This window comes from Methanofollis aquaemaris (assembly GCF_017357525.1).
GTDB lineage: Archaea > Halobacteriota > Methanomicrobia > Methanomicrobiales > Methanofollaceae > Methanofollis > Methanofollis aquaemaris.
This window is the reverse complement of record NZ_CP036172.1, coordinates 2,033,020-2,057,268: the sequence shown is the minus strand read 5'-3', so window position 1 is coordinate 2,057,268 and position 24,249 is coordinate 2,033,020. Positions and strand designations below refer to the sequence as shown.

General features: G+C 58.5%; 27 protein-coding genes. 10 read left to right on the top strand and 17 right to left on the bottom strand.

Annotation, left to right across the window (positions count from 1 at the left end):
• Positions 1 to 507: 507 nt before the first annotated feature.
• The 5 genes from RJ40_RS09930 to RJ40_RS09910 all read right to left on the bottom strand — a co-directional run bounded on the left by RJ40_RS09930 (position 508) and on the right by RJ40_RS09910 (position 5,328).
• Positions 508 to 2,007 (bottom strand): sodium-dependent transporter, encoded by a 1,500-nt coding sequence (locus tag RJ40_RS09930; RefSeq protein WP_265580695.1) that lies wholly within the window; start codon positions 2,005 to 2,007, stop codon positions 508 to 510.
• A gap of 184 nt (positions 2,008 to 2,191) precedes the next feature.
• A complete protein-coding gene (locus tag RJ40_RS09925; RefSeq protein WP_265580694.1) occupies positions 2,192 to 2,860 on the bottom strand; it encodes an amino acid ABC transporter permease in 669 nt (222 codons plus the stop codon).
• Positions 2,853 to 3,620 (bottom strand): amino acid ABC transporter ATP-binding protein, encoded by a 768-nt coding sequence (locus RJ40_RS09920; protein WP_265580693.1) that lies wholly within the window; start codon positions 3,618 to 3,620, stop codon positions 2,853 to 2,855. Before RJ40_RS09920 ends, RJ40_RS09925 begins: the two co-directional genes overlap by 8 nt.
• A 3-nt stretch (positions 3,621 to 3,623) precedes the next feature.
• A complete protein-coding gene (locus RJ40_RS09915; protein WP_265580692.1) occupies positions 3,624 to 4,301 on the bottom strand; it encodes an amino acid ABC transporter permease in 678 nt (225 codons plus the stop codon).
• Positions 4,302 to 4,425: 124 nt separating this feature from the next.
• Positions 4,426 to 5,328 carry an ABC transporter substrate-binding protein gene (locus tag RJ40_RS09910; RefSeq protein ID WP_265580691.1) on the bottom strand — a complete coding sequence of 301 codons (903 nt, stop codon included), beginning with the start codon at positions 5,326 to 5,328 and terminating at the stop codon, positions 4,426 to 4,428.
• A gap of 172 nt (positions 5,329 to 5,500) precedes the next feature.
• On the opposite strand from RJ40_RS09910, the gene RJ40_RS09905 reads away from it, so the two are divergent.
• Positions 5,501 to 5,998: a metallophosphoesterase gene (locus RJ40_RS09905; protein ID WP_265580690.1), complete on the top strand. Its 498-nt coding sequence runs from the start codon at positions 5,501 to 5,503 to the stop codon at positions 5,996 to 5,998.
• Between the two features lie 17 nt (positions 5,999 to 6,015).
• Here the strand turns inward: RJ40_RS09905 and RJ40_RS09900 are convergent, their stop codons facing one another.
• Complete coding sequence (locus RJ40_RS09900) at positions 6,016 to 6,834, bottom strand: hypothetical protein (protein WP_265580689.1); 819 nt, start codon at positions 6,832 to 6,834, stop codon at positions 6,016 to 6,018.
• A 132-nt stretch (positions 6,835 to 6,966) separates the two neighbouring features.
• Here RJ40_RS09900 and RJ40_RS09895 point away from each other — a divergent pair, with 132 nt between their 5' ends.
• The 3 genes from RJ40_RS09895 to RJ40_RS09885 are packed head-to-tail and all read left to right on the top strand — an operon-like array spanning position 6,967 to position 9,051.
• On the top strand, positions 6,967 to 7,398 hold the full coding sequence (locus RJ40_RS09895) for an FKBP-type peptidyl-prolyl cis-trans isomerase (RefSeq protein ID WP_265580688.1): 432 nt from the start codon (positions 6,967 to 6,969) through the stop codon (positions 7,396 to 7,398).
• Positions 7,399 to 7,442: 44 nt separating this feature from the next.
• Positions 7,443 to 7,883, top strand: a complete 441-nt coding sequence (gene msrB / locus RJ40_RS09890) for a peptide-methionine (R)-S-oxide reductase MsrB (RefSeq protein ID WP_265580687.1) — start codon at positions 7,443 to 7,445, stop codon at positions 7,881 to 7,883.
• A 49-nt stretch (positions 7,884 to 7,932) separates the two neighbouring features.
• On the top strand, positions 7,933 to 9,051 hold the full coding sequence (locus RJ40_RS09885; RefSeq protein ID WP_265580686.1) for a hypothetical protein: 1,119 nt from the start codon (positions 7,933 to 7,935) through the stop codon (positions 9,049 to 9,051).
• A gap of 303 nt (positions 9,052 to 9,354) precedes the next feature.
• On the opposite strand, the gene RJ40_RS09880 is transcribed toward RJ40_RS09885, so the two are convergent.
• Positions 9,355 to 9,678, bottom strand: a complete 324-nt coding sequence (locus RJ40_RS09880) for a hypothetical protein (protein WP_265580685.1) — start codon at positions 9,676 to 9,678, stop codon at positions 9,355 to 9,357.
• Between the two features lie 394 nt (positions 9,679 to 10,072).
• Between RJ40_RS09880 and RJ40_RS09875 the strand changes: the two genes are divergently transcribed.
• From RJ40_RS09875 to hisE, 4 genes are all read left to right on the top strand, one after another.
• Positions 10,073 to 10,807, top strand: a complete 735-nt coding sequence (locus RJ40_RS09875; RefSeq protein WP_265580684.1) for an SIMPL domain-containing protein — start codon at positions 10,073 to 10,075, stop codon at positions 10,805 to 10,807.
• A 63-nt stretch (positions 10,808 to 10,870) separates the two neighbouring features.
• Complete coding sequence (locus tag RJ40_RS09870) at positions 10,871 to 11,536, top strand: MBL fold metallo-hydrolase (RefSeq protein ID WP_265580683.1); 666 nt, start codon at positions 10,871 to 10,873, stop codon at positions 11,534 to 11,536.
• A 291-nt stretch (positions 11,537 to 11,827) separates the two neighbouring features.
• Positions 11,828 to 12,283 carry a NusA-like transcription termination signal-binding factor gene (locus RJ40_RS09865; protein ID WP_265580682.1) on the top strand — a complete coding sequence of 152 codons (456 nt, stop codon included), beginning with the start codon at positions 11,828 to 11,830 and terminating at the stop codon, positions 12,281 to 12,283.
• Positions 12,280 to 12,573: a phosphoribosyl-ATP diphosphatase gene (gene hisE, locus RJ40_RS09860; protein ID WP_265580681.1), complete on the top strand. Its 294-nt coding sequence runs from the start codon at positions 12,280 to 12,282 to the stop codon at positions 12,571 to 12,573. Before RJ40_RS09865 ends, hisE begins: the two co-directional genes overlap by 4 nt.
• A 33-nt stretch (positions 12,574 to 12,606) precedes the next feature.
• On the opposite strand, the gene RJ40_RS09855 is transcribed toward hisE, so the two are convergent.
• The 8 genes from RJ40_RS09855 to RJ40_RS09820 all read right to left on the bottom strand — a co-directional run bounded on the left by RJ40_RS09855 (position 12,607) and on the right by RJ40_RS09820 (position 19,996).
• The gene (locus RJ40_RS09855; protein WP_265580680.1) at positions 12,607 to 13,056 is read right to left on the bottom strand and encodes a bifunctional nuclease family protein; all 450 of its coding nucleotides are present in this window, start codon (positions 13,054 to 13,056) and stop codon (positions 12,607 to 12,609) included.
• Positions 13,057 to 13,098: 42 nt separating this feature from the next.
• Positions 13,099 to 14,124 (bottom strand): flippase-like domain-containing protein, encoded by a 1,026-nt coding sequence (locus RJ40_RS09850; RefSeq protein WP_265580679.1) that lies wholly within the window; start codon positions 14,122 to 14,124, stop codon positions 13,099 to 13,101.
• A 143-nt stretch (positions 14,125 to 14,267) separates the two neighbouring features.
• On the bottom strand, positions 14,268 to 14,834 hold the full coding sequence (locus RJ40_RS09845) for a DUF357 domain-containing protein (protein ID WP_265580678.1): 567 nt from the start codon (positions 14,832 to 14,834) through the stop codon (positions 14,268 to 14,270).
• Positions 14,831 to 15,580, bottom strand: coding sequence for a diphthine synthase (gene dph5 / locus RJ40_RS09840; protein ID WP_265580677.1), 750 nt, complete (start codon positions 15,578 to 15,580; stop codon positions 14,831 to 14,833). The genes RJ40_RS09845 and dph5 overlap by 4 nt, the downstream gene beginning before the upstream one ends.
• Before the next feature lie 7 nt (positions 15,581 to 15,587).
• Positions 15,588 to 16,763, bottom strand: coding sequence for a GTP-binding protein (locus RJ40_RS09835; protein ID WP_265580676.1), 1,176 nt, complete (start codon positions 16,761 to 16,763; stop codon positions 15,588 to 15,590).
• Positions 16,760 to 17,470, bottom strand: coding sequence for an RAD55 family ATPase (locus RJ40_RS09830; protein ID WP_265580675.1), 711 nt, complete (start codon positions 17,468 to 17,470; stop codon positions 16,760 to 16,762). Before RJ40_RS09830 ends, RJ40_RS09835 begins: the two co-directional genes overlap by 4 nt.
• 1 nt (position 17,471) lies before the next feature.
• Complete coding sequence (gene feoB, locus RJ40_RS09825; protein ID WP_265580674.1) at positions 17,472 to 19,328, bottom strand: ferrous iron transport protein B; 1,857 nt, start codon at positions 19,326 to 19,328, stop codon at positions 17,472 to 17,474.
• Complete coding sequence (locus RJ40_RS09820; protein ID WP_265580673.1) at positions 19,325 to 19,996, bottom strand: metal-dependent transcriptional regulator; 672 nt, start codon at positions 19,994 to 19,996, stop codon at positions 19,325 to 19,327. Before RJ40_RS09820 ends, feoB begins: the two co-directional genes overlap by 4 nt.
• Before the next feature lie 109 nt (positions 19,997 to 20,105).
• On the opposite strand from RJ40_RS09820, the gene polX reads away from it, so the two are divergent.
• Together polX and RJ40_RS09810 are read left to right on the top strand one after the other, a co-directional pair.
• Positions 20,106 to 21,791, top strand: coding sequence for a DNA polymerase/3'-5' exonuclease PolX (gene polX, locus RJ40_RS09815; protein ID WP_265580672.1), 1,686 nt, complete (start codon positions 20,106 to 20,108; stop codon positions 21,789 to 21,791).
• The gene (locus RJ40_RS09810) at positions 21,788 to 22,378 is read left to right on the top strand and encodes an undecaprenyl diphosphate synthase family protein (protein ID WP_265580671.1); all 591 of its coding nucleotides are present in this window, start codon (positions 21,788 to 21,790) and stop codon (positions 22,376 to 22,378) included. Before polX ends, RJ40_RS09810 begins: the two co-directional genes overlap by 4 nt.
• A 17-nt stretch (positions 22,379 to 22,395) precedes the next feature.
• On the opposite strand, the gene uppS is transcribed toward RJ40_RS09810, so the two are convergent.
• Positions 22,396 to 23,085, bottom strand: a complete 690-nt coding sequence (gene uppS, locus RJ40_RS09805) for a polyprenyl diphosphate synthase (RefSeq protein WP_322743904.1) — start codon at positions 23,083 to 23,085, stop codon at positions 22,396 to 22,398.
• A 71-nt stretch (positions 23,086 to 23,156) separates the two neighbouring features.
• Positions 23,157 to 24,089 carry a radical SAM protein gene (locus tag RJ40_RS09800; RefSeq protein WP_265580670.1) on the bottom strand — a complete coding sequence of 311 codons (933 nt, stop codon included), beginning with the start codon at positions 24,087 to 24,089 and terminating at the stop codon, positions 23,157 to 23,159.
• Positions 24,090 to 24,249: the final 160 nt, after the last annotated feature.

Below are 24,249 nucleotides of genomic sequence, written 5' to 3'. Positions count from 1 at the left end.
TCGGCCTTGATATATCTTTTATGAATTGTCGAAACCGGGGCCAGGAGAAAAGAGACCAGGAGCATCGGATGGAAATAGGAAAATGGGCTTTGTTGTATCCATCTTCTGGCGTGAACATCAGGGGTCGACCACCCCCTTGCCCCCGCACGACGGATCGGCAGAGGACGGGATCACCCTTCCAAAGATTCCCTCCTTCGCCTTCCCGGCGCGATTTGATAGGGGAAAAGGTGGGCGATCCGAAGGGGCGCCCCACCAGAAGAACGAGAAACTTTACCCGGTTCTCTCGCACCGGGGGAGAGCCCCGGACCCCCCACGGCGAAGATAGCCGAGGGGCGGCGATTGAACGGGAGACTCTCTGTTGCCCTGTCGTGAAGAAAGGAATCCCTCCACACTTTGAGGCACTGCTCAGAGAAATTTTCATCGCGTATGCTCGAGCCCCAGGTTCATGCCCATTCTACGGAGCCGAAAAATAAGAGAAGTACCGGGGTTTCACCAGAGCCAAAAAAATTATTTCGAGGCCTTTTCGTCCACCCCAACGCCTTCATGGTTCCGGTAGACATAGGCGAGGACCACTGCAAGAAGCGGGAGGACGATGACCTCGGCCCACCCGATCAGGTTGGCCGCGAGCGGGTAGTCGCCATAGGGATCCGCGATCCCGTCGATGACGTTGATGATCAGGGCCAGGCCCAGGAAAAGCGGGATGACGACCCAGATGCAGACGTCCCACCAGCGCCCGACCTTCCAGTCAGAATATTTATTGACAAACTCGCGCAGCTTCGGAGCGCCATAGCCATACCCGATGACGACCGCCTCGGCAAGCCCGACCATGAGGACCAGGAAGTTGTTGACATAGTGGTCGATGACATCGAGCCAGAGGAGACCGGCATCGGTCATGTAGATGAGACTGACAGCAAAGGCAGCGACGCAGATCACACCAGTGAGGATCCAGCGTTCGGTCCTGATATAATCTGTGAGACTGGCGCTCACCGCCTGTACCAGGGAGAAGGCGGAACCGACCCCAAGGGTGATGAGCATCGCAAAGAAGAGGATGCCGAAGAGTTGCGGAAGGACCGGGAGTGCACTGATGACCGCAGGGTAGGTCACGAACGCCAGTTCGATCCCGCTCCGGACCACCTCGGTCACCGAGACGCCATGGGTATAGGCAAGATAACCGAGAGTGGAGAAGACAGCGATTCCGGCAAAGATGGAAGTGAAACAGTCGGCGATGGCGATGACCACTGCGTTCTTCACCACGTCGGACTTTTCGCCAAGGAATCTGGAGTACGCGATGATGATCGCCATCCCGATCGACATCGAGTAGAAGACCTGGCCGTAGGCGGCGATCCAGACACCGGGATCGAGGAGGGCCGAGAAGTCGGGGGTCAGATAGTAGGCAAGCCCGTCCATCGCGCCCGGAAGGGTGATCCCTCTGAGCACAAAGATGATGATCAGAAGCCAGGGGACGACGACGGTGACCCAGACCATCTTCTCGACCGACCTGACCCCTTTGAAGATGGAAAGATAGATCCAGATCCAGGCAAGGATCGCACCGGCGAGGACCACGAGATTCAGGCCGCTGATGGAGAAGAACCCATCAGAGATCTGGAGAAAGTCGTCGTAGAAGAACGCACTCGGGTCATTGCCCCAGGCAAGATTAAAGGAAAAGCCCAGATAGTCAAAGCTCCATGCCACGATCACCGAATAGTACGTGACGATCAGGAAGGCGACCAGGACGGCGGCCCACCCGATCACGCTGGACCACTTGCCCAGGAGACGTTTGAATGCCAGCGGCGGACCCGAATGGGTCTTATACCCGACCCCGGTCTCCAGGATGAGGAGGGGGATACCGACGGTAAACAGCGCAAGCAGATAGGGAATGAGGAACGCACCACCACCGTTGTCATAGGCGACATACGGGAAACGCCAGAGATTTCCCAGGCCGATCGCCGAACTGACAACGGCGAGAATGAACATTTTTCGAGAACTCCAACGCTGATCTTCTGCCATAATACTGAAAAAACGTTTCCTGAGAGTTCAGATTAATGATTTGGTCACAGGTTATCAGAGAATTCTTGTAGAAGAGAAGATCAATCTGGATTTACTGGGTATACCCCGCCCCACCCAGTATTATAGTTGAATTTGTATAATTGACTCATTCTGACCAGGAATAGGGAGAGAGCGCCGGATGCCCTCACGACGCAACCATGCCAGGGATGGCGGTCCGCTTCTCCAACCAGTTGACGGCGATGGTGGCCACCGTAACCATGACAAGGTAGAAGACCCCAACCATGGCAAAGGCCTCGAAGAATGCGAAATATTTGGACGCAATGTTGGCGCCCGCACCGGTCAGTTCAGGTACCGTGATCAGGTAGGCGAGGGATGAATATTTGATCAGATAGATGAACTCGTTTGAAACTCCAGGGATCGCCCGACGGAGTGCCTGGGGAAGAACAATACTTCTGATCGCCTGGAGACGCGTCATCCCGAGGGCCTGGGCAGCGGTGATCTGCCCTTCCTTCACTGAGAGAAGGGCGCCACGGATGTACTCCGAGTTATAGGCCCCATTACAGAGTACAAACCCGATCAAGGCCGCCACAAAGGGTTCAAAAACGATCCCGACCGACGGCAGACCGAAGTACAGGATAAAGAGAAGGAGAAGAAGGGGGGTTCCCTTGAAAAAGATGATATAGAGTTTGCAGAGGAAAGAGAGGAGTCTCCCCCCATAGGTCCGACCGACGGCGATACCGGTGCCTAACAGGAAACCGAACGGGGCTGAGAGGATGATCAACTGCAGGGAGATGATCGTCCCGCTCAGGAGGGCGGGGAGGAGGATCTCAAGGAAAAAATCTGCTTCAGTCATCCTGCTTTCCGGTAATGGTTTCAGTAAATGATCCTATGAACTCTCTTGTCCGGGTGAATGCAGGACCTGTCATGAGGTCGTCGGGGGAGCCCTGTTCCTGGATCTTCCCGTGTTCCATGAAGATGATCTCGTTGGCGACCGAGCGGGCAAAACTCATCTCGTGCGTCACCACGAGCATCGTCATCCCCTGTCGGGCAAGCGACTTCATCACCTCAAGCACCTCGCGGGTCAGTTCGGGGTCGAGGGCAGAGGTCGGTTCGTCGAAGAGGATCACGTCGGGGTCCATCGCCAGCGCACGCGCGATCGAGACGCGCTGCGCCTGACCCCCCGAGAGTTCGGCAGGATAGTTCTCGGCCCAATCCTCCATCCCCACCCGGCGCAGTTCGGCAAGCGCCTTCTCGCGGGCCGCGGCGGGATCCATCTTCTTCACCTTCAGCAGTGCGATCTCGACATTCCGTACAGCCGTCAGGTGGTCGAAGAGGTAGAAGTTCTGGAACACCATCCCGATCTTCTGCCGGAAATAATTGATACGTGCACCAGAGTGCGTCACTTCCTCATCGTGCAGGAACACACGTCCCTCGTCGGGATCGGTCAACTGGTTGATGCACCGCAGCAAGGTGCTCTTGCCCGTACCTGAAGGGCCGATGAAGACTTTTGTCTCACCTTTCTTCACATCGAAGGAGACACCCCGGAGCACCTCCCGCTCACCATATTTCTTATGAATATCCTCGACCCGGAGGATGCAAACATCTGAAACCATCTCTTATGCTCCTTTTCCAAATCCCGGGATGGTGATCTTCTTCTCGACCCGATCCAGGAGCCACATCCCGCCATAATTGAGAAGGATGTACACAACCGCTGCCCCCACATAGACAGTCATCGGTTCATAGGTCACCGAGACGATCTGGTCGGCCCTGAACAGGATCTCCATCACCCCGATCGCATAGCAGACCGCCGAATCGGTGAGGAGGATCGGGTACTCGTTCGACCATCCGGGCAGGGCGATCCGCATCGCCTGAGGAAGGATGATGCTCTTGATCGCCTGCCGCCTGCTCATCCCCAGTGACCGTGCGGCGGTCATCTGCCCCTCGCCCAGGGACTGGATCGCACCCCGAAAGATCTGGGACTGGTATGCTCCAGACCTCAACCCCAGGACGACGACGGCCACAACGAAAGGCGAGATCTCGCCCAGACCGATGAGCGGGAAGATCCCGAAGAAGAAGAGAAAGAGCAGCACCAGGTTCGGGAGGGCCCTGAAGAACCAGACATAGATCGAGATGAGCCCTTTGACCGCCCTGGATCCGTAGACATGGGCGACGGCCATCGGCACCCCCATCAGGAGGCCCACACCGAGGGCGGCAAGAACGAGGGCGAGCGTGACCACTATCCCTTCTAAAAGATAGGGGAGCGACTGGGCGATCACCTCAAGGACACCGGTCACCTGAACTCACCACACCACAGGGGACCCTGTCCTGTCCAGAACATGGGGGCTCGAATCACGTTTGATATGAATTGAGCACCATCATTGAAAAATGTAGAGGGGATGAAGAAGCGCAAGAAAGCGCTCACGCCATCTCGTACTTCTGCTTGAGTTCGTCCCACTTCGGGGAGGTCATCAGTTTGTCCAGGCCCTCGTTGATGGTGGCACGCAGGTCGTTGTCGTCCTTGCGGACGGCCACGCCGTACTCCTCATCGGTCTGGATCTCGCCGAGCATCACCAGGGGTTTGCCCTGGATGGCGTCTTTGATCACCGGAACGTCGTACATCACGGCGTCGACCCGCTTGTTCTGGAGGTCGGTCAGGGCGAGCTGGACGTTCTTGTAGAGTTTGCAGTCGTCCGAGGAGAGGTTCCCGGTCTGGATCAGGTGCTGGTCGATCCAGGTGTGGGCGGTGCAACCGCGCTGGACACCCATCACGACCTTGCCCTCCTTGACATCCTCAATGGTCAGGTCGGAGCCCTCGCGGACGGCGACGGCCTGGTTGACGATCCAGTAGGGCTTGGAGAAGTTCACATTCTGGAGACGTTCGGGGGAGATGGTCATGCCCGAATAGACCATGTCGATCTTGCCCTGCTGGAGCGCGGGGATGATGCCGTCCCAGGCCATGGGTTTGATCTCGACTTCAAAGCCCATTTCGTCGGCGATCCACTGGATCGACTCGACGTCAAAGCCGGTAGCCTTCCCATCGAGGGTCATCCAGGAGTACGGCTTGTAGTCGCCGTCGATGCCCACGATGTACCTGGTCTTCTCGCCGGTCTGAGCAGCAGGGGAGGTCTCAGTGACGTTTGTCTCAGGAGTGGTCTCAGTGACATTCGTCTCAGGAGCAGGCGTACCTGCGTCACCTGTGGCAACAGGGGTGACTGCAGGAGTGGTTTCCGGCACATCGGGGGATGTACCAGTGCAGCCGCAGAGAGCGACCGCCAGAACGACGATCGCTGCAACAAAAGCGGTCAGGATCCTTTTGTCCATAAAATATGATCGACTCACGACAATATATAGTCCTTGTGAAATAGGAACGTCCACAGGCGCATGTTAACCAAAATCAGCGCAAGTTAAGGAGTTCTGATCGGCCAGAAGAGGACGGCCCGCACACCCCCTCGCATGCCAAAAGCGCTATGGCGATCGGCTCCCATCGGGATCTATGCGCATCGGGATCATGGCGGATACCCATGACTGTCTTCCCCTGGTGGAGCGGGCGGTCGAGGTGCTGAACAGGGAGGGCGTCGGGCTTGTCCTCCATGCCGGGGACTATGTCGCCCCTTTCACCCTGAGGGTGCTTGAAGGACTGGACGCGCCGGTGATCGGAGTCTTCGGGAACAATGACGGCGACCGGGAACTGCTCAGAAAAACCGCATCTGAGGGCGACATAGTCGACCTGCGCGGCGACGGCGCCAGGATCGAGGACGGAGACCTCTCCATCGGGCTTGTTCATGGTCATGACACCGACCTGCTCACCACCTTCATGGAGAGCGGCGATCTCGATGTCCTCGTCTCCGGCCACACCCACCATCCCCTCATCGGCAGGCATGGGAGGACGCTGATGATCAACCCTGGCGAGATCTGCGGATATCTCACCGGGACACCGACCCTCGCCGTCCTCGATACCAGGACTAAAGAGGCGCACCTGGTCAGGCTGTGATCCTGAACAAAAAAAGATTAGCGCCGCCTGAGGGCGGCGACACAACCGAGGATACCGGCGACGAGCGGCACCAGCAGGGCGCCCGACGAGGTCGGGGCGGTTGTGGCGACGGTCGTCGGGACCGCGGTTCCCTCAGGCTCAAAGCCGATCGGCGGGTTCACATGGACCAGGAAGACCGAGATCGGTTGAGGTCCGGCCACCATGGGCTGGTCAGGACAGTTCAAGGACGAGGCCTCCCCCCGGATAAAAGTAACCAGGACACTCGAGTTGTCGTTTCTCCCGTTGTACATGAGGTCTTCGCCGGGCTTGATGACATCTTCAAAGACTGTCTTCCCCTCGCTCAGGACGGTGATATTCATCTCGACGGCCGGGCAGACCGATCCGGTGCAGTTGGCGCAGTCAGGGACCGCCTCATAGGTCAGCGAATAATTGCCGACCAGCGGCGCAGGCAGGGTGGCCGGGTCGCCGACGATATCAGTCGCATACCAGACCCCCTCTGAGGCCACCAGTTTCCCGACGGCGATCCAGCGGCCGCCCTCGCCGCCGACCGAGGTGACCTCGACAACATCGCCGACCTCGAAGATCGAAAAGACGGCAGGGTCAGGTACCGTGCCATTGACCTCGATACTCTCGTTCATCGCGGCCCATCCGCATGGCGGTGTCATCGAATAGTTGCAGGCGTACCTGGCATCAGGCAGAATGGTCATCGTTCCATTCTCGGCGTCAAGTGCCGTGACGGTTCCTTTCTCTGTGACCTCAAGGAGCACTGCCGACGCGGCAGGCACAGAACAGATGAGACACAGAGCCATGGCAAGAAGAAGCATTTTCTTATACATGATATTTTCACCATTCCTCCTCCGGCCGGGCCCCATCCCGGAACCGGAGAGACTGGTGGTCATTCATCTTCAGGGGGAATAAACTTTTGCGGTGCCGCACCTTTATGCCCCTGCCCGCCGCACCAGAGAGGCATGGAGAGGGCAGCGGAGGGCGATGTCGTCCTCGTCGAATACACCGGCACCCTTGAAGACGGCACCGTCTTCGACCGCTCGGATGAACCGCAAGAGGTGACCATCGGCGAAGGAACGATCAACCCGGCCTTCGAGGAAGCACTGATCGGGATGGCCCCCGGCGAGACAAAGACAATCTTCCTCCCGGCAAAGAAGGCCTATGGTCCGTACAAAATGAGACTGGTCTTCAGGATCCGGCGCAAGAAACTCAACCTGCCCGAAGATCCGGTTCCGGGCGGGATGGCGAGAGTCAGTCTCAAGAACGGGAAGAGTTCGCTCGTCACCGTCAAGGAAGTGAGCAAACACTGGGTGGTCGTGGACGCCAATCACCCGCTCGCCGGCAAAGATCTCACGTTCTGCCTCACCCTCAAAGAGATCCGCAATCTAGCCTGAAGGTATCGACACTCTTATCATCACCACCCACGTGAGGGTGGGCGATGGATACGGTCATGATCTACGACGACGCCTCGGGAACGGTGAGGCCCGTGGCGCGGTGCAGGCTTTCCGAGGAGGAGTGGCGACAGAGACTCACACCCGAGGCCTTCAGGGTGGCGAGAGAAGGAGGTACCGAACCCCCCTTCACCGGGAGGTACCATGCCTGGAAGGCGGCGGGGATTTACCGTTGCGTCTGTTGCAGCACCGACCTCTTCCTCTCTGAGGCAAAATTCGACTCAGGCACCGGGTGGCCGAGTTTCAGGGCGCCGGCCTCCGAACTGAATATCAGGACACTTTCCGACAGACGTTTCGGGATGAACAGAACCGAAGTGCTCTGTGCCCGGTGCGACGCACATCTCGGCCATGTATTCGAGGACGGACCACCGCCGACAGGTCTGCGCTACTGCATCAACTCCGCATCCCTCGTCTTCTCCGAGAAATAAGCAGAAAACTGATGAAAACGCTTATTCAAAATAAGGTACTTATTCTCTTATGGGAAGCATGTACGCCGGCGAGGCCGCGGCCCTCAGAGATGAGGTGCGTGACGCGGTCAGGAAGGCCGAAGAATACAACCGGGGCATGCAAGCGGCCCCAGGACGGACCTGGCCCGAGAGTATTGTTCTCTTCCTTGCCGTCATCAACACCGCAGCGCTCTTTCTCTTCATCGACGGTACTCTCCTCTTCTGGATCGTGGCCAGTTTCTACCTCTATATGTTCCACCCGCTGGCCATGTTCGTCCCGTCCGGCGGGGCCGAAAAGCCCAAACTGAGCAAAGAGGATCTTATCAAATACACCAGATATCTCCGCGACGTCGGTGCGATCAAGGAGACCGTCACCACCAGACGGGGTGCGGTCGCCGAGGTTTTCTGGAACCTCTTCTTCATCAACAGTCAGCCCCTGGCACCGGGGTTCTGGCTCATCTACTCACTGGACATACTCTTCGTCCTCATCCTCACCGCAACCGGAGAGACGGGCTGGCAGGTGGCGACGATCGTTGGGGTGCAGTCGATCGCTATCATCGCCTTTTACGTCGCCATCTGGCGCATGAAACCCTATTCCCCGGGCTTCTTCGGGAGAGTCCTCGGCATGCGCCATGACCTCAAGACCGGGATCGCCGGGGGCGTCAGGTCAGGTTTCGTCGCCCTCCTCGTGATCGGCGGCGTCGCCGCCGTCGCCGGCATCCTGATCGTCTCGGCGATGCTCCTCCCTGGCATGACCCTCGACAGACTCCTGGATGTTGAGGCGGTCACCAGGCTCAGAACATTTCTGCCGGTCGTCCCGCTCCTCCTCGCGCAGTTCGTGTTTCTCCGCTCCTTCCAGGGAAGGTACTCCAGGTCGCTCCTCCTGGAGGTGAACAAGACTGAGATCCAGGAGATGAAGGAGCACCTCCTCCCGGCCGCAGAGAACCTGGCCGACCGGGCAGCAGCAGAAGGAGAGGACGATTCCAGGATCATAGAAGAACTATCTGCAATCAGAAAAACTCTGATACAGATGAGTGCCTACGGCCCTGAACGCCACTGTCTTGGCGGCCACTTCACCGTCTATACCATCGTCCCCAATATCGGGATCATCCTCACCGGAAAAAAGAAGAAAGAGGAAGAGAGCTCTTAGGGCTCTGTAGAAAGCCTCGATCAGGCTCCTCACAACATGGCGGCGGGTGAGAACAGAGCACCTCGCTGCCCCCCGGACCCCCCCACGACGAAGAGAGCCGAGGGGCGGCGAAGTGCTCGGCTCCCGTCACCCTCAAGGACGGGAGAAGAGGAATTGAGGGTTTACCATGAAAATCACCCGGAAGATCTGCTATGAAACTTTTTCAGGGGCTATGCCTGAGGCGTGCTTTCGCTTCATACCTGATTCAACAGAGCCTGTCGTTCAATTATATTCTCCTGGCGACCTTGTGTTCTTGACTCGCCACTAGTAATCCTCAAGACAGTCCAATTCATCCTCATATTCGTCGACAGGACCATCACCCCGCCAGAGATCGTCCTCATAACATTCAGGACAGACTTCATGCGGCCACGTATCGGTCCTGAAGGGACGCTCGCAGTACGGACATATCCGGATGTATGCCCTCCTGCAGACTGGACAGAGCCCCCTCTCTTCCTCTTCCCGGGAATGCGGGATAAACCACTCCCCACAGAGATCGCAGCACGCACGCTCAGGAGTCAAAACATCTGCACCGTCAGGAACCTCTACAGCAGAGAGTCCACAGGAAAATTCACCATCTTTTTTTCCCATCTTATGTACTTCTCGAATTTTCCCCGATTTTAACTTTTGGGGGCGAAAGGGGCGGAGCGAGGAGTCTCCGGTCAACAGGTGCGTGGATGAACGCGGATCCGCCCCTTGGCTATCTTCATCGTGGGGGGGCCGGGAGTTTTCATCCCGAAACCCCCCACGGACAGAGGATAGCCAAAGGGTGGCGATTGAACGAGATCCTCTCGGGTGTACCGGCGCAAGGGCGGTGAATACTTCCACATCTTGAAACGCTGCTCTGAGCATTTTCATCCCGTATGCTTGAGCCAGGAGTTCATGCTCGATTCAACAGAGCCAAGATCTCACGCGATAAGTGCGAAATTTTTCGGAGTTTTGGGAAGGTATTTTTATTTTCTGGTTCGATAGTAGCCTGATAACCATGCGTACGCACACACTCATCCTCTGCACCGCTCTCATGGTGCTCATGGCCGCCGGCGTCTGGAGCGCCAGCGCAGCAGCCACCGACACCACCGAGGAGCGGCTCATCCATGCCTCCGGCACCGGCGAGGTGACGACGACCCCTGACCGTGCGGTCATCTCCTTCGGTGTCGAGACCGAGAACACCGACCCGAAAGCCGCCCAGGCGGCAAACAGCCAGGCGATGAACAAGGTGATCAACGCCCTCAAAGCCGCGGGTATCGCCTCTGAAGACCTCAAGACCACCGGGTACAACATCTGGCACGAAAAGCCCGACAACGACAAGCCCTTCAGGACCCAGGCAACGATCTACCATGTCACCAACACCCTCCAGGTCACCCTCAAGGATGTTGACCGTGCGGGCGAGGTGATCGACATCGCCGTCTCGAACGACGTCAACCGCGTCAACGGACTGTACTTCACCCTCAGCCCCGAGAAGGAACAGGAACTCAGAGCCGAGGCGCTTACCCAGGCCGTTAACCATGCACGCGCCGACGCCGATGCCGTTGCGGCCGCCGCAGGCGTGACCATCACAGGAACCAAAGAGATCACCATCGGCGGCACCTATGTCCCGTACTATGAGCGCAGTTTCAACGCACCGATGGCGATGGACACCGCCGCCGGGATGCCGACCCCTATCGAAGCAGGCGAGGCGAAAGTCACCGCGTCGGTCTCCATCTCATATCTCTGCGCCTGAAAAACTCACCCCCTTTTTTCCTCAAAGACAAGACCTATAGAAGAAGAAAACATCTCTTCTTCGATGTACACCGTTACCGAAGTTTACAACAACATCCCCTTCGACCCGGCGCTCAGGACAGCAAAGGGTTTTTCATGCCACATCAAGGAGGCGGATCTCCTCTTCGATACCGGCGGCGATCCGGCCATCCTCTCGGCCAACCTGCAGACACTCGGGATCGACCCCGCCAGGATCCGGACGCTCGTCCTCTCCCATGACCACTGGGACCATGTGGGTGGCCTTCAGGCCGTGCTCGGCCAGAACCCCGACCTCACCGTCTGCATCCTCGACACCTTCTCTGAAAAGACAAAGACAGCCGCGGCAGAGGGCGGCAGGACCGAGATCATCGAAGGCTGGCAGGAGTTGGCCCCGGGCCTCTTCTCCACCGGCCCATGTGGGGACAATCCCCCCGAACAGGCACTCGCCCTCAGAACAGAGCGCGGGTACCTGATCATCACCGGATGCGCCCATCCCCACATCAGCGAGATCATCGGGACCGTCGCGAGACATGGCCAGATCATGGGCGCGATTGGGGGATTCCATTCAGTCTCTGAAGAAGACCTTGATGCCCTCAAGAAACTCGCCTATCTCTCTCCATCACACTGTACAGAAGGAATAGAGACAATAAGAGAGAAAAACTCCGGAGCATTCAATCAAGGGGGCGCAGGCCGGCAACACCAGTTCTCCTGATCATAGGGCATGGAGAAATTATATATATAAGATTGTAGAGATGAGAGGGTGGTCCATCCGCGGGTGGCCGGACATCCCGCCCGGGGGGACGACCAGACATCTTCATTCCACTCAAACCCTCTATGAATCCGAGACCGAGCACCATGTCGGTGCGTGTTGGCCGGTGTGTCAGACCTGCCAACTCTTTTTTTGCTCCCGCACAAACTATATATGAACACCAGACAGATTTTTCCACGAATCGCAAAAATCGGAAAGAAATGTTGAAAATATGCAATATCAGGGATTTTAAAAATGGAACGGAGTATTGGCTTTAAAGAGAGACGATACATCGAGGAACTCCGCATTCTCACCAAATCGGTGGCCGTCGACTGCATCATCGACGACCGGTTCGACCGGGTGATCTACGTCATCAAACCCGGGGACATGGGACTTGCCATCGGTAAAAAGGGTGAAAACATCAGAAAAATGCAGAAAGTCCTCGGAAAGCGGATCGAGATGGTCGAATACGCAGAAGAGAAGGAAGCATTCATCGCAAATATCCTTAGACCCGCCGAAGTGGAAGACGTAAGAACCGATGAAATCAGCGGCAAACTGGAGATCGTCATACGAAAAAAGAGCGAACTCGGGATCGCGATCGGGAAGGGCGGCAGCACCGTAGAAAAAGCAAGACTCCTGGTCAGGCGCTTTTTCGGCGATGAAGTCGGCGAAATCGTCCCGCCAGCCGAAGAGGAGTGGGAAAAAGCATGAAAAACCTGGAAGTCCTTGAAGAACTCTGGACCGTCATCAACGAACGGGCCGAGCACCCTTCCCCTGACTCCTATGTCAGTTCGATCCTGACGCACCGCAAAGGGATCGACAAACCCCTGGAAAAGGTCGGCGAAGAGGCGACCGAGTTCATCCTTGCCGTCAAGAACGGGGAAAACGATCGAACCATCGAGGAAGGCGCCGATCTTCTCTTCCACTTCCTCGTCGCCCTCAAAGCAGCGGAGATCGACATCGAGGACGTCCTCGGAGAACTCGCTGCACGGAGGAAATAACCTCCCTCTTTTGCCTCCACGAGATCCCCGACTTCAGGAAAGGTACGTGGAAAGATCAACAAAACTCGGCAGATCCTCTTCTTCGACTCCCGCCTTCTCGGCCACCACCTCCTCGATAGCGATCGGTGCCCCGGACCGGATGGCGATCGCGATCCCGTCACTTGGACGGCAGTCCAGACTCTCCTCCCCCTCTTCGCGCACCGAGACGAGTCTGGCATAAAATACTCCGTCCCGCAGGTCGTCGATCGTGAGCCCGGTCACCCTGATCCCGTACGACTCCAGCATCGCCACAAAAAGGTCATGTGTTCCTGGCCGGGGAAGAAGATCGTCATTGAGTGCATTGTTGATCGAGATCGCCTCCCACAACCCGATATAGATCGGCAGCGCCTTCCCTGAGGGGAGTCCGAGCAGGACAGCAGGCACCGCCCCCCCGGCACTGGCAGTGAAGAACACCCCCCGTACAGTCGCGTCCACGGCTCCCATGAGCTACGAGATCATCTCCCCCCAGTTAAGGGTTGCGGCGGGTTAGAGCCTCTTGACCTCACGCTTGAGGATGCCGATGCTCGCCACAAGACCCGCGAAGATGTTGAAATAATAGAATATCATCCGCCAGAGGAGGACAAAGACGCCGACAATCGCAGAGTCCACAAAAATACTATAGATCGAGATGGCGCTCACCTCTGCGATCCCCGACCCGCCGGGCGTGAGCGGGATCATCATCAGGAGAGCGATGAGGATCTGGGCGATGAACGACTCCACAAAGTGTGGCTGCTCCCCCAGACCCACCAGGATGACTGAGGCTATGACAAACTCGATGAACCAGAAGAGTGCGGTGCAGACCATCCCCAGAAAGAGACCGAACCTCCCGCGGCTGACAAACATGCCCAGACTCCCATGGAAGTTGTCGACCTCGCTGTCGATCCTGGTGAGGAGCGCAGTCAGTTTTTCCGCATTCCGCTTTCTCTTCCTCTTGTCCAGCCAGAGCGATATTCTCCTGAGCCATCCCTTCAGCACATGGGGATTTTTGAACAGATAGAGCAAGAGCAGCACAAAGGTGGCAATGATCGCCCAGGACCCGTAGATCAGACCGGACTGTCCTGATCCGATGCTCTGCCACTGCTGGCCCAGCAGGAGCATCGAGATGATGCTGATGGCGACCAGCACCACAGCGTCCAGGATCCGTTCCATGATCACCACCGCCGTGGCGTCACCGAGTTTGACGCCGGAACGGTAGAGTTCGTGGACACGCACCGGTTCCCCCCCGGCCTGCGAGGGAGTAATCCCCGCGATGAGCAAGTTTGCAAAGACCGCGTTGAGACACCCGGACAACCCCACGCGGTACCCGAGCGAACGGGAGAGAACCTTCATCCTGAGCGCCCAGATCCCGAGGGCGACAATGTGAGCGATCAGAGCAAGGGCGAGATACCAGGGGTTGAGCCTGGAGAGATAGGTCAGCGTCCTCTCGTCAAAGGTGAAGTAAAGGACAAGGACAAGTACGATACTGCTGAACCCAAGCGAAACGGCAAGCCACTTCCACTGCGATCTCTTCATCTGGCACCATCGCACCCGGAGGAGCACCGGGTGCACTCTGTTCCACTAAGGTTATGGACCATAGTATAAACCCTTTGAGTATTTGGAATAGAAAGAAGAGGGGATATGAATGAATTCACACGAAAATAAGAGAAATCCACCCTTCAGACTGTAAAAATATCTCGTCTGCCAAGAATTACAAAAATCCCGGCCTGAACACCGGCGTCAAGCCATCCATACCCATACGAATACCAGCCGAGCGCTTCCTCCAGCCTCAGGTCTGCGGCACACTCCTGCCCCCGTCCCAGCGCAACCCTTCCGGCATCGGCGACCTGACATGCCGTCCGGTACATCGGAGTCTCGGCATCGGGTGCCGGGGAGATCGACCCGACCGCCTCAGTAAGAAGTCGTTCATAGCGCGCCGTCTTCTCCTCCAGGTGGGCACGGAGATCCGGCCCGGTCGAGGTGGAGAAATCATAGTCTCCGGGAACGCTCCGACCATGATACAGCCCGAGGAAGGCACCGGCATCCAGCCACCCATAGGCATAGGCAAAACTGGCGTGGGCATTGACCAGATCCCCCTCACCGGCAAAGACCGTCCCGTCAGAGAGGTACGAAGAGACCATCCGCAGAACACAGGCACAGACCTCCGCAAGGGCCGAACCCTCAGGAGAAGCGGGAGAGACCGCGGAGAGATCGGCATCCAGGGCATCGCGGAGTGGCAGCGTCATAGGCCGGCAAAGGTTTCGAGATATTCCCGTTCCATGTGGTGAAGTTCGGCAGGGACAACAAGGATATGGAGCGGGTCCCCGAAGTCCACCTTTGCCAGGTCACCGGCGGTCCCGGCTGCAACCATCGGTTCGGCCGAACCCGCCCTGGCCACCCCCACATAGACCGGGATCGAGAGGCCGCGTTCGGCGGCCATCTCCTCGAGGAACCCCACCGCCTCAGGAACCCGCATATACCTCTCGGGCTGGATGTCCAGGTAGACGAGGGTATGAAGGTTCTCGGCCATGTTGTGCTCGATCACCTCAACCGGAGTCTTTGGAGCCCATTTCCCATACGGGAACGGAAGAGAGCACGACTTTCCGAACCGGTAGTTCTGCAATCCAGTGAGTCCGCAGACCGCACTCACGATCGAGGCCCCGTGGACGACCGCCGTCCTGATCCCCATGTCGGCGGCACGGATCCTCAGGTCGATATGAGTTGTCGAGACCATCGGATCGCCCGCAGTGAGGAACGCCACGTCCGAGTCCTGTGCCAGCCTGAGAAAATCTTCAGGATGCCCCTCGACGTCGTCTCGACCAAGCGTCTTCACCTCCTTCCCGAAGAACTCCTCCATCCGTTCAATGGTCGTCCCGGTCAGGACCGAGGTGTAGCATTCAAGAAACACATAGTCGGCCCGCCGGATCTGCTCCAGCCCCTTGACCGATACGTCGTTCTCATCAAAGAGACCAAGTCCGATAAATGTCAGCATCGCTCGTTCACTCCATAGATTGCCCATGGACAATCAGTCCTACAAGGGCGTCGACTACAGCCGTCGCCTCGTCCAATTTCTTTGCCGAAAAAGAGATGACCGGCGTCCCTTGAGGAACACCAAGCACCTCTCGCACCTCAGCGTCACCGATCTCCCCGGAAAGATCCTTCATGTTCACGGCCACGAGAAAGGGAACATCGAGGGCAAGCACATTCGCCAGCATCCCATGCGCCTCTTCAAGGCCCCCGGCCCTGGACCCGTCCACCATGAAGACCACGCCGGTTGCGTTGGTGAGCAGATGTCTGATGATCGGTCCGAAATGTTCCTGTCCGGGCGTGCCGAAGAGATTGACCTCAAAACCGCTGCAGGTGACAGACGGGTTTCCAAAGTCCATTGCGACCGTCGTCGGTGTGCCTGACACCCCCTCCCGATCAGAAGAAACCCACATCTTCGAGACCGTCCTGATGAAGGTGGTCTTGCCGGCGTCCACCGGACCGGTGACGACGATCTTCGGGATCTGCGGGACGAGACGTCCATCTTCATGAACCACAAAGGGGAGCTGGCGGGGCGGCATATCCATCCAGGAGATCTGTTCCACCCTGAAATTATGCAGGAACATGTGGTTCCCAAACCCCTCGCCTGCCGTCACCACCAGGTCAAAGGGGACCGAAGCCAGCATATCCCTGAGGTGACGGCCACCATACAGGTTGAGGTACTCCACAAAGAGCGTCACCCCCCGCCTCGCACAGAGGTCGGCAAAGAGCCCGAGGGCCCGAGACGTCCCGAGTGCATCACAGAGACGGTTGGAGTACAGGAAGACTGCATCGATGGAATGCTCCCTCATGACCGTGTCGAGACGGTTCTCCCAGACAATGGCCTCGGTCTCGGGAGTGGCCACACGACTGGCATCGATCTCCTCGAACACCGGAGAGTCCAGGAAGTAGAGCCCCGCGTCTCCCTCGATATGATATGGTGTCCCGACCGTTCCGGAAAGGAAGGCATCTCTGGTAGCCTGCGGAACCACGACCAGGCAGCGACGTCTCTGCCGTCTGGCACTCTGAAGGGCACTGAACAGAAACTGCTGCCCTTCCACCCCGAGCCCCAGAGAGAAGAGCGCTCTCTTTCCTTTTGGTACTCCCCCCCCGATCATCCTGTCGAACGCAAGGATACCGGTCCGTATCATGACTCCACCACAAGTTCGTTTCCTGCAATGCGGTAGCGGACGTCACGGACGACGACACCGCCCTTTGTCCTGAGATCCATTGATCGAACCCCGTCCCCACCGTCCTCCGCCGAGATCACGACAACCCCGTTCATCAACTGTTCGAGAGTCGAGATGGTCTTCTCGTCGACTGCCGCAGGGTTGAGAAGATAGATGGCAACCCCGTTCATCCGCCTCACCCTCGCGGAGAGGATATGGAAGAACCGGTAGATCGCCTCAAGTTTTGAATAGATGAGAAAACTCGAGAGAGAATTGATACAGATCCGCACCCGCGGCACCTCGCCGGCGCTCCTGGCCGCTTCCGCCTCTCCGATCTCCTCCAGGATCCTGGTGAACTTGATCCCCATCCCGGTCAGGTCCACCGGGCTTGCCACGTACTTCACCTGTTCGCTGTCGGTGGCGGTGGGCTCCATCGTCCTGGTGATGCAGTCGATGATCCAGAGCCTTCGGCGCCCCTCCTCAGGGAGACCAAATGAGTCCTCAACGTCCAGAGCGTCGCCGTCGGCCGAGATGACAATCGTATAGTCGCTCTCTCCGGGCTGAGCGAGAAAATATGCCAGACGATCGGCGCCGGCAAAAGGAGGGGCAAGAAGAAGCAGATTAGAAGCCGGTGGGATCCCTCCTGTGGTCTCGTCGATCGCCGGGATGCCTGTCTTGAACGGATCCATATCAGATCAAACCTGTGATCAGATGTATGATCCCACCAATGAAAAACCCGAGCATGATCGTGTATGCCGAAACAGCAAGCGTGATCTTCGTTCCCACCTGTTTGAGGAGGACTGCGATCGTGGATATGCAGGGGACAAAGAGGACGCTGATCACAGCGAAGGTGTAGAGTTGAACGCTGGTCATCACCGAGCCAAGGTCCGTGGTCCCGGACAGGACAGCGAGAGTCTCGAAGGCCATCTCCTTCCTGAGTATCCCGAAGAGGAGGGCGGTGGAGGCATAGGCCGGGAGACCGAGCACCCCTTCCGAGATGGGGGCGACTGCCCGGGAAAAGGCCTCAACATACCCGAGATAATCCAGCGCACCGAGGATGACGCTGCCGACCAGGAGGAGAGGCATGGCAATGAAGAGGAACTCCTTGATCCGCTCCCACGATTTCCGCAGCACAAGGACCGGGTCAGGGCGGCGCAGGGGCGCCATCTCAAGGATCATACCATATTGCCCGCCGGGGATGTACCTCGCGAGGACATAGCCCGTGAGCAGGATGAGGACAATGACGATGAGGTAGACCGAGAGGGCCGCTCCGATCCCTACAAACGCAGCGACGATACCGGCGATGATCACGGTCCTGGCCGAGCAGGGGACCATCGTGATGAGAAAGGCTGCGATCGTCTTTTCCCTGCCACTCCGCATCTGTCCGGCCGCCATGACCGCAGGGACATTACACCCAAACGCCATCACCATCGGGATGATGGCGCCGCCATGGAGGCCGAGGTGGTGCATCGACCGGTCGGCGAGGAAGGCGGCCCGGGTCATATAACCTGTGTCCTCGATGATCGAGAGAAGAATATAGAAGATAAAGACAAACGGGAAGGCGATCCCGAGCCCTGCCACGATCGCAAGAAGAGCGGCGTGACCGAGCGTCTCCGCAAGCGGATGGAGAGAGAGGGCCAGGAACGGTTCGATGACATAGAGGTTGAAGTTCTCGACGATCAGTTCTTCGAGGAACGAACCGGCGACGAAGACCGTGAGCAACATCGAGAGGAGAACCAGGGCAAGGATCGGGATGCCGGGGAAGGTGCGGGTCAGGAGGCGGTCAAGAGAGAAACGGCGGTCCGGTTCCTGGGCCCCGATGACGGCCCCGGTGATCTGCCGGGCGCAGAGATACCGGTTTGCCGCGATGATCTGGTGGGGTGCCATATGGTTCCGGGCCTCAAGTTCTCCCGCGATCGTCTGTGCCCCTTCGATGAGCCCGGGCTCATCACCGATCCCCTGGAGGGCCTGGAGGCCCTGGAGCCTGGAGGCGCCATAGATCTTCTCCAGGCTCCGAAGTCCGGCCTCGACCTGGGGGTTGTATGGAATCGAGAGCGTCGAGGTATTCCCCCCGGCCAGGACCGCCGGGATGATCTCCCCGACATTTTTTCCCAGGGAGGCAGCGGTCTCGATCACCGGCAGGCCGAGAAGTTCGGAGAGATGGTCACAGTCGATGGAGATCCCCTGGGCCGCCGCCTCGTCGATCATATTCAGGACGACGACGGTCGGGATCCCATACTCGGCCACCTGGAGGAGAAGGTAGAGGTTGCGCTCAAGCCGGGTGGCGTCGAGGACCGCAACGATGACCTCCGGAGCCTCGGTCATCAGATAGGTTCTGACAAGTTCCTCCTCGGCCGAATCCCCGTCCAGAGAATAAATGCCAGGAAGGTCGATGACCTCAATCGAGGAGCGGCGATAGCAGAGTGTCCCCTGCATCAACTCGACCGTTGTCCCGGGATAGTTGCTCACCTCGACCCCGAGGCCGGTGAGCTGGTTAAAAATGAGCGACTTGCCAACACTCGGATTCCCGACAAGCGCACATCTCATCCGGTTCTCTCCACCAGAATTGTCGATGCGATCTCAGGAGAGAGTGCGATGTCGGCGCCCATCACCCTCACCACCAGGGCATTGTTATGGAGTTTGCGCCGGATCGTAATCTCTTTGCCGGGGATGATTCCGAGATCGATGAGCCGCCGGTTCCGGCCGATGCACCGGATCATCGCGACCCTCACCGTCTCCCCTTCGGAAAAGTCCAGGAGAGGACGGTGCCCGTTGTTGATGTCACCCATCGGGCAGTCGACCGGAAGGCCGCCATGCCTCCGCGGCCCCCCGCGCCCCCGCGTCCGGCCGCGAGGGTTCCCCATATAACTGGAGAGCCGGTCGATTGCCTCGTCCGAGACGGTATGTTCAAGGATACAGGCCTCTTTCGAGGCGGTGCCCACGTCCATCCCGAGCATCTCATGGAGAAAACATTCGAGCACCCGGTGCTTCCTGAAAACCGCCTCAGCCGCACTTTTTCCGGCAGGTGTCAGCATATATCCCCCATCCTCACCCCGAAGACATCCTTCCTCGACCAGCGCCCTGACCGAGGCCGCGACCTCCGATGAAGCAGCCTCCACCGCCTCGTCGATCTCTTCGGCAGTGACCGGACGGTCGTGCTCCTGCATCAGGGCGAGGATCGCCTCCAGACAGTCTTCCCGGACGGAGGAACTCATACCTACTTCGTTTGGAGTCTCCGCTCTTATGGATTTGCTTCCCTGCAGATCACGACGGATCCGGCCTCCCCCCGCACCGATATATATCCTGGACACAACCCCTCCAGGTATGGACGCGACCAACCGGCTGGTTGCAGGGGTGCTTGCAGAGATCAGCGACCTGCTTGAGATCCATGGGGAGAACCCATTCAAGGTGCGGGCCTATGCCAGGGCCGCCGAGGTGGTCGGGCACCTGGGCCGATCGGTTGCCGGAATGAACGAGGACGAACTCGAGGCACTTCCCGGGATCGGGAAGGCAATCGCGGAGAAGGTCAGAGAGATCGCGGAAACCGGCACCTGCAGAGAACAGGCGCGTCTCCGTGAGGCGACGCCCCAGGGGCTCCCCGCTCTCCTGAACCTCCAGGGAGTAGGTCCAAAGACCGTCCGACGACTCTGGAAAGAACTCGGGGTTGTGGGGCTCGACGACCTTGAGGCCGCCGCACGGGCACACCGGATCAGGGCGCTCAGGGGCTTTAGAGAGAAAAAAGAACATGAGATCCTCAGGGCGGTCGGCGTCGCCAGAAGAGGTACCGATCGGATGAGTCTGACCGAGGCCGAACACCTGGCAGACGTGATGCTCGCCGCCATACCAGGAGAGGCATGGGTGGCCGGGAGCCTCCGGCGCGGCCGGTCCACCATTGGGGACATCGACATCGTCACCCTCGCACCGGTCAGAGAGACCGCACATTCCCTGGCCAGGGTTGCCGACGAGGTGATCGACGCCGGGGAGAAGAAGATCTCAATCAGGATCAGCGGAAGACGGGCCGACGTCAGGTTCGCCGCACCCAAAGATCTCGGGGCAATGCTCCTGTACCTCACCGGTTCGAAGGCCTTCAACATCAGGCTCAGGGAGGTCGCAAGGATCCCTGGAATGCGTCTGAACGAGTACGGCCTGACCGATCACAAGACCGGCGAACTCAGACAATTCAGGACCGAAGACGAGGTCTTTGCGGCGCTCGGCATGAGTCCGGTCCCGCCTGAACTGCGCGAAGACCGCGGAGAAGTGGACCTGGCCCTCGAAGGGAACATCCCTCCCCTCGTGGACGTGCAGGAGATCAGGGGCGACCTCCACGTCCACTCGGAGTGGAGCGACGGCACGATGAGCCTGGAGGAAATTGCCGCGGCCGGAGAGGAAAGGGGGTATGAGTATATGCTCGTCAGCGATCACTCCGCAAGCCTCGGGATCGCTCATGGTCTCGATGCACCGAGACTTGCACGACAGCAGGTGGCGATCGAGCAGGTGAACCGCACCTCAGGATGCACCCTCCTTGCCGGGGTGGAGGTGGACATCCTTGCCGACGGGAAGCTCTCCCTCCCTGACGAAAGCCTTCAGAACTGCGACCTGGTCATCGCATCGGTCCACTCGGCCTTCGGCCAGGACGAAGACGTGATGACCAGGCGGGTGATCACTGCCATCGAGAAGAGAGATGTCGATATCATCGGCCACCCGACAGGACGGCTCATCGGGCGACGGCCGCCGGTGGCCATCGACATGGAGCGGGTCATCAGGGCCGCAGCCGAAAACGAAACGGCCCTGGAAATCAATGCCTCGCCCGGCCGCCTGGATCTGGATGATATTTATATTAAGCAGGCACAAGAAAGGGGCGTGAGACTTGCAATCGGAACAGATGCCCATGCCGCCCCTGAACTCGCGTATCTCAGGCACGGCGTCGCCCTCGCACGCCGGGGTTGGTGCGGGCCCGGCGACATTCTCAACACCCGATCTCTTGCAGACCTGCTGGAGCGGCGCGGATGATCCACTGGTTCTATGAACGGCTCCTCCTCAGGAACCTGACAAAACTCCCTCAGCACGTCTGTTTCATGATCACCGGAGAGGACATGATCGAAGCGCCCGGCAAGATCTATGAGACGACAGAGTGGTGCCGGGAGGTCGGACTCCGCGGGGCAACCTTTCATATCTCCACCGACCGGCCCGAGGAGATCAGAGCATGCTTGCCGGCGATCAAAAAGATCAGGAACATCGCGAGCCTCGATCTCCACTATGCCGACACCGTCGAGAAGGCCGGTGAGGGTATGGACGTCACCGTTGCCGTCGGGATGAGTGGACGGGAGGAGATCGCTGCGTGCATCAGAAAGATCGCCGAAGAAGAGGTCGACCCCACAGAGATCGACGAGGAGTTGATCGAGCGTCACCTCACCTTCAGGTGTATGCCCGACCTGGTGATCAAGACCGGCGGCAACTATCTCACCGACTTTCTCATCTGGCAGTCCGTTTACTCGGAACTCTTTTTCCTTGACGTGAACTGGAAGTGGTTCAGAAAAGTGGACTTTCTCAGGGCACTCAGGGACTACCAGTCACGGGCGCGCCGGTTCGGAACCTGACCCCCCGGTCGGTCGGGTTACCGACGCCTCCGCATCCGCTGGTCATATACTCTGATCGCCCGCAACAGGTCGATCCTCCTGAAGACCGGCCAGTATGGGGCGCAGAAGTACACCGCACACTCGTTCCCGTTTGCCATCCAGGGCAGGAAGTTCGAGGTCCGCCGCTCGTTTCCCGTCCGCACGATGAGGTCGACAGGGGGGAGATGGATCCCGTCGTACAGGAAACTCTCGACCGTCTTTGGCGTGATCACATCGGCATCCACGGTGCCGTCCCTCACCCCCGCAACGACTCCCCGGGCGGCATGGACAATCTCGTTTCTCCCGCCGTACGCCAGTGCGATGTTGAGGAAATAACGGCTGTATTGACGGGTGGCGTCCTCGGCAGCCTCGACGATCCTGAGGAGATCGGGGGGGAGCATCGAACGGTCGCCGATCATCTGGACCCTGATCTGGTTCCTGTGCACCCGGTCGTCTTCACAGATCTCAGCAAACTTCTTCTTGAAGAGATCAAAGAGATAGTTGACCTCGACACTGTCTCGGTTGAAGTTCTCGGTCGAAAATGAGTATAGCGTGATCGTCCGGATCCCCAGATCCTGGGCCCACTCAAGGACACGCTGGGTGGTCTCGGCACCTGCCCGGTGCCCGTCTATGGTTCCGACGTTGTTGAGCCTTGCATATCGCCGGTTGCCATCCTGGATGATGGCGATATGGGCAGGGATATGCTTGCACTGCCACCTCAGGTAGCGCTCATAAAGCGGCTCGACCTGTCCCCTGAGGCTCAGAGTGGCGTCACCTCCAGGACTATACCTTCATTGGGATACCGCTCAATGACATATTTGCGCCCTGGCAGCCGGTCCCGCATCTCAGCAAGCATCCACCACGCCATCTCAACCTGATTACCAGAGATCTCGATGTCATTTATATTTTCCGAGAGGGCCAGTGGAAGATCATCGCCTTCCAGTTCGAGAATCCCATATATGATCGTTCCGTCCCCGGTGATCTCATCGAAGGCCCTGGCCGTGTTGGCTGCGATTCTTTTGAGCCTTTCCCGCAGTTGGACCGAGTCCTTGAAGTCCGAGGAACAAAAATGGACCTTCGGATCGTCGAGGAGAGGAGCAGCCCAGGCCTCAGCCCCACCGACGGCATTGTGAAGGCCGTCCTCAAGGTCGAGGTTCCGTTCCCGCATGGCCTGGGCATTGGTCTCGCTCCACTCGAGTTCGTTGATGTTGAGAAAATCAAGTTCAGGCAGGATCGCGGCGAGGGCCTCGATGCCAGGGAGAGAGGGCACCTCGATCCCGATGGAAAACCCGAGGTCACGGGCGGTCCGCACCGAGGCGGCGTATGGGCCGGTCAGGATCCCGTCCCAGAGTTCCTGCGGCGGGTGGAGGCGGATCTCGTCCACAAGCCCGCGGAGAGGCTCGAGCTGCGCTTTTGTGGGAGCGATCCCGGTATAGAGATGGATATGGTGATCGGGTCCGAAATGCTCCTTGAGGAGACGGCAGTACCTGACAACATCGTCCAGGACCAGGAACGGTTCGCCGCCGGTGACGCCGGTGCCGAGCGCGCTCATCATCTCGGCCTCCTCGATGATGTCGTCGGGACTCTTCACCAGCCGGTCGTTCGCATAGACAACGCGCTTATTCCGGCGCGTCTCGGAGAGTGGGCAGTACCAGCAGTCCCTCCCGCACACACCGGTCACGAAAAGAACCATCTTCGCCCCCTGATAGCAGAGAACACACCCCTCAGAGAGATGTGTGCTGCAATCACCGGCATGAGCCGTTTTGTCTCTATTCATAGAACCTGTCCACCGTATATGTACGTACGGTTGTCCTTAACCATATCCCAGACGGCAGGCGTGCCCTTTTGAAAAC

Coding starts and splice junctions, on each gene's coding strand:
- RJ40_RS09930 (WP_265580695.1), bottom strand. CDS start 2,007: ATGGCAGAAGATCAGCGTTGGAGTTCTCGAAAAATGTTCATTCTCGCC.
- RJ40_RS09925 (WP_265580694.1), bottom strand. CDS start 2,860: ATGACTGAAGCAGATTTTTTCCTTGAGATCCTCCTCCCCGCCCTCCTG.
- RJ40_RS09920 (WP_265580693.1), bottom strand. CDS start 3,620: ATGGTTTCAGATGTTTGCATCCTCCGGGTCGAGGATATTCATAAGAAA.
- RJ40_RS09910 (WP_265580691.1), bottom strand. CDS start 5,328: ATGGACAAAAGGATCCTGACCGCTTTTGTTGCAGCGATCGTCGTTCTG.
- RJ40_RS09905 (WP_265580690.1), top strand. CDS start 5,501: ATGCGCATCGGGATCATGGCGGATACCCATGACTGTCTTCCCCTGGTG.
- RJ40_RS09900 (WP_265580689.1), bottom strand. CDS start 6,834: ATGTATAAGAAAATGCTTCTTCTTGCCATGGCTCTGTGTCTCATCTGT.
- RJ40_RS09895 (WP_265580688.1), top strand. CDS start 6,967: ATGGAGAGGGCAGCGGAGGGCGATGTCGTCCTCGTCGAATACACCGGC.
- msrB (WP_265580687.1), top strand. CDS start 7,443: ATGGATACGGTCATGATCTACGACGACGCCTCGGGAACGGTGAGGCCC.
- RJ40_RS09885 (WP_265580686.1), top strand. CDS start 7,933: ATGGGAAGCATGTACGCCGGCGAGGCCGCGGCCCTCAGAGATGAGGTG.
- RJ40_RS09880 (WP_265580685.1), bottom strand. CDS start 9,678: ATGGGAAAAAAAGATGGTGAATTTTCCTGTGGACTCTCTGCTGTAGAG.
- RJ40_RS09875 (WP_265580684.1), top strand. CDS start 10,073: ATGCGTACGCACACACTCATCCTCTGCACCGCTCTCATGGTGCTCATG.
- RJ40_RS09870 (WP_265580683.1), top strand. CDS start 10,871: ATGTACACCGTTACCGAAGTTTACAACAACATCCCCTTCGACCCGGCG.
- RJ40_RS09865 (WP_265580682.1), top strand. CDS start 11,828: ATGGAACGGAGTATTGGCTTTAAAGAGAGACGATACATCGAGGAACTC.
- hisE (WP_265580681.1), top strand. CDS start 12,280: ATGAAAAACCTGGAAGTCCTTGAAGAACTCTGGACCGTCATCAACGAA.
- RJ40_RS09855 (WP_265580680.1), bottom strand. CDS start 13,056: ATGGGAGCCGTGGACGCGACTGTACGGGGGGTGTTCTTCACTGCCAGT.
- RJ40_RS09850 (WP_265580679.1), bottom strand. CDS start 14,124: ATGAAGAGATCGCAGTGGAAGTGGCTTGCCGTTTCGCTTGGGTTCAGC.
- RJ40_RS09845 (WP_265580678.1), bottom strand. CDS start 14,834: ATGACGCTGCCACTCCGCGATGCCCTGGATGCCGATCTCTCCGCGGTC.
- dph5 (WP_265580677.1), bottom strand. CDS start 15,580: ATGCTGACATTTATCGGACTTGGTCTCTTTGATGAGAACGACGTATCG.
- RJ40_RS09835 (WP_265580676.1), bottom strand. CDS start 16,763: ATGATACGGACCGGTATCCTTGCGTTCGACAGGATGATCGGGGGGGGA.
- RJ40_RS09830 (WP_265580675.1), bottom strand. CDS start 17,470: ATGGATCCGTTCAAGACAGGCATCCCGGCGATCGACGAGACCACAGGA.
- feoB (WP_265580674.1), bottom strand. CDS start 19,328: ATGAGATGTGCGCTTGTCGGGAATCCGAGTGTTGGCAAGTCGCTCATT.
- RJ40_RS09820 (WP_265580673.1), bottom strand. CDS start 19,996: ATGAGTTCCTCCGTCCGGGAAGACTGTCTGGAGGCGATCCTCGCCCTG.
- polX (WP_265580672.1), top strand. CDS start 20,106: ATGGACGCGACCAACCGGCTGGTTGCAGGGGTGCTTGCAGAGATCAGC.
- RJ40_RS09810 (WP_265580671.1), top strand. CDS start 21,788: ATGATCCACTGGTTCTATGAACGGCTCCTCCTCAGGAACCTGACAAAA.
- RJ40_RS09800 (WP_265580670.1), bottom strand. CDS start 24,089: ATGGTTCTTTTCGTGACCGGTGTGTGCGGGAGGGACTGCTGGTACTGC.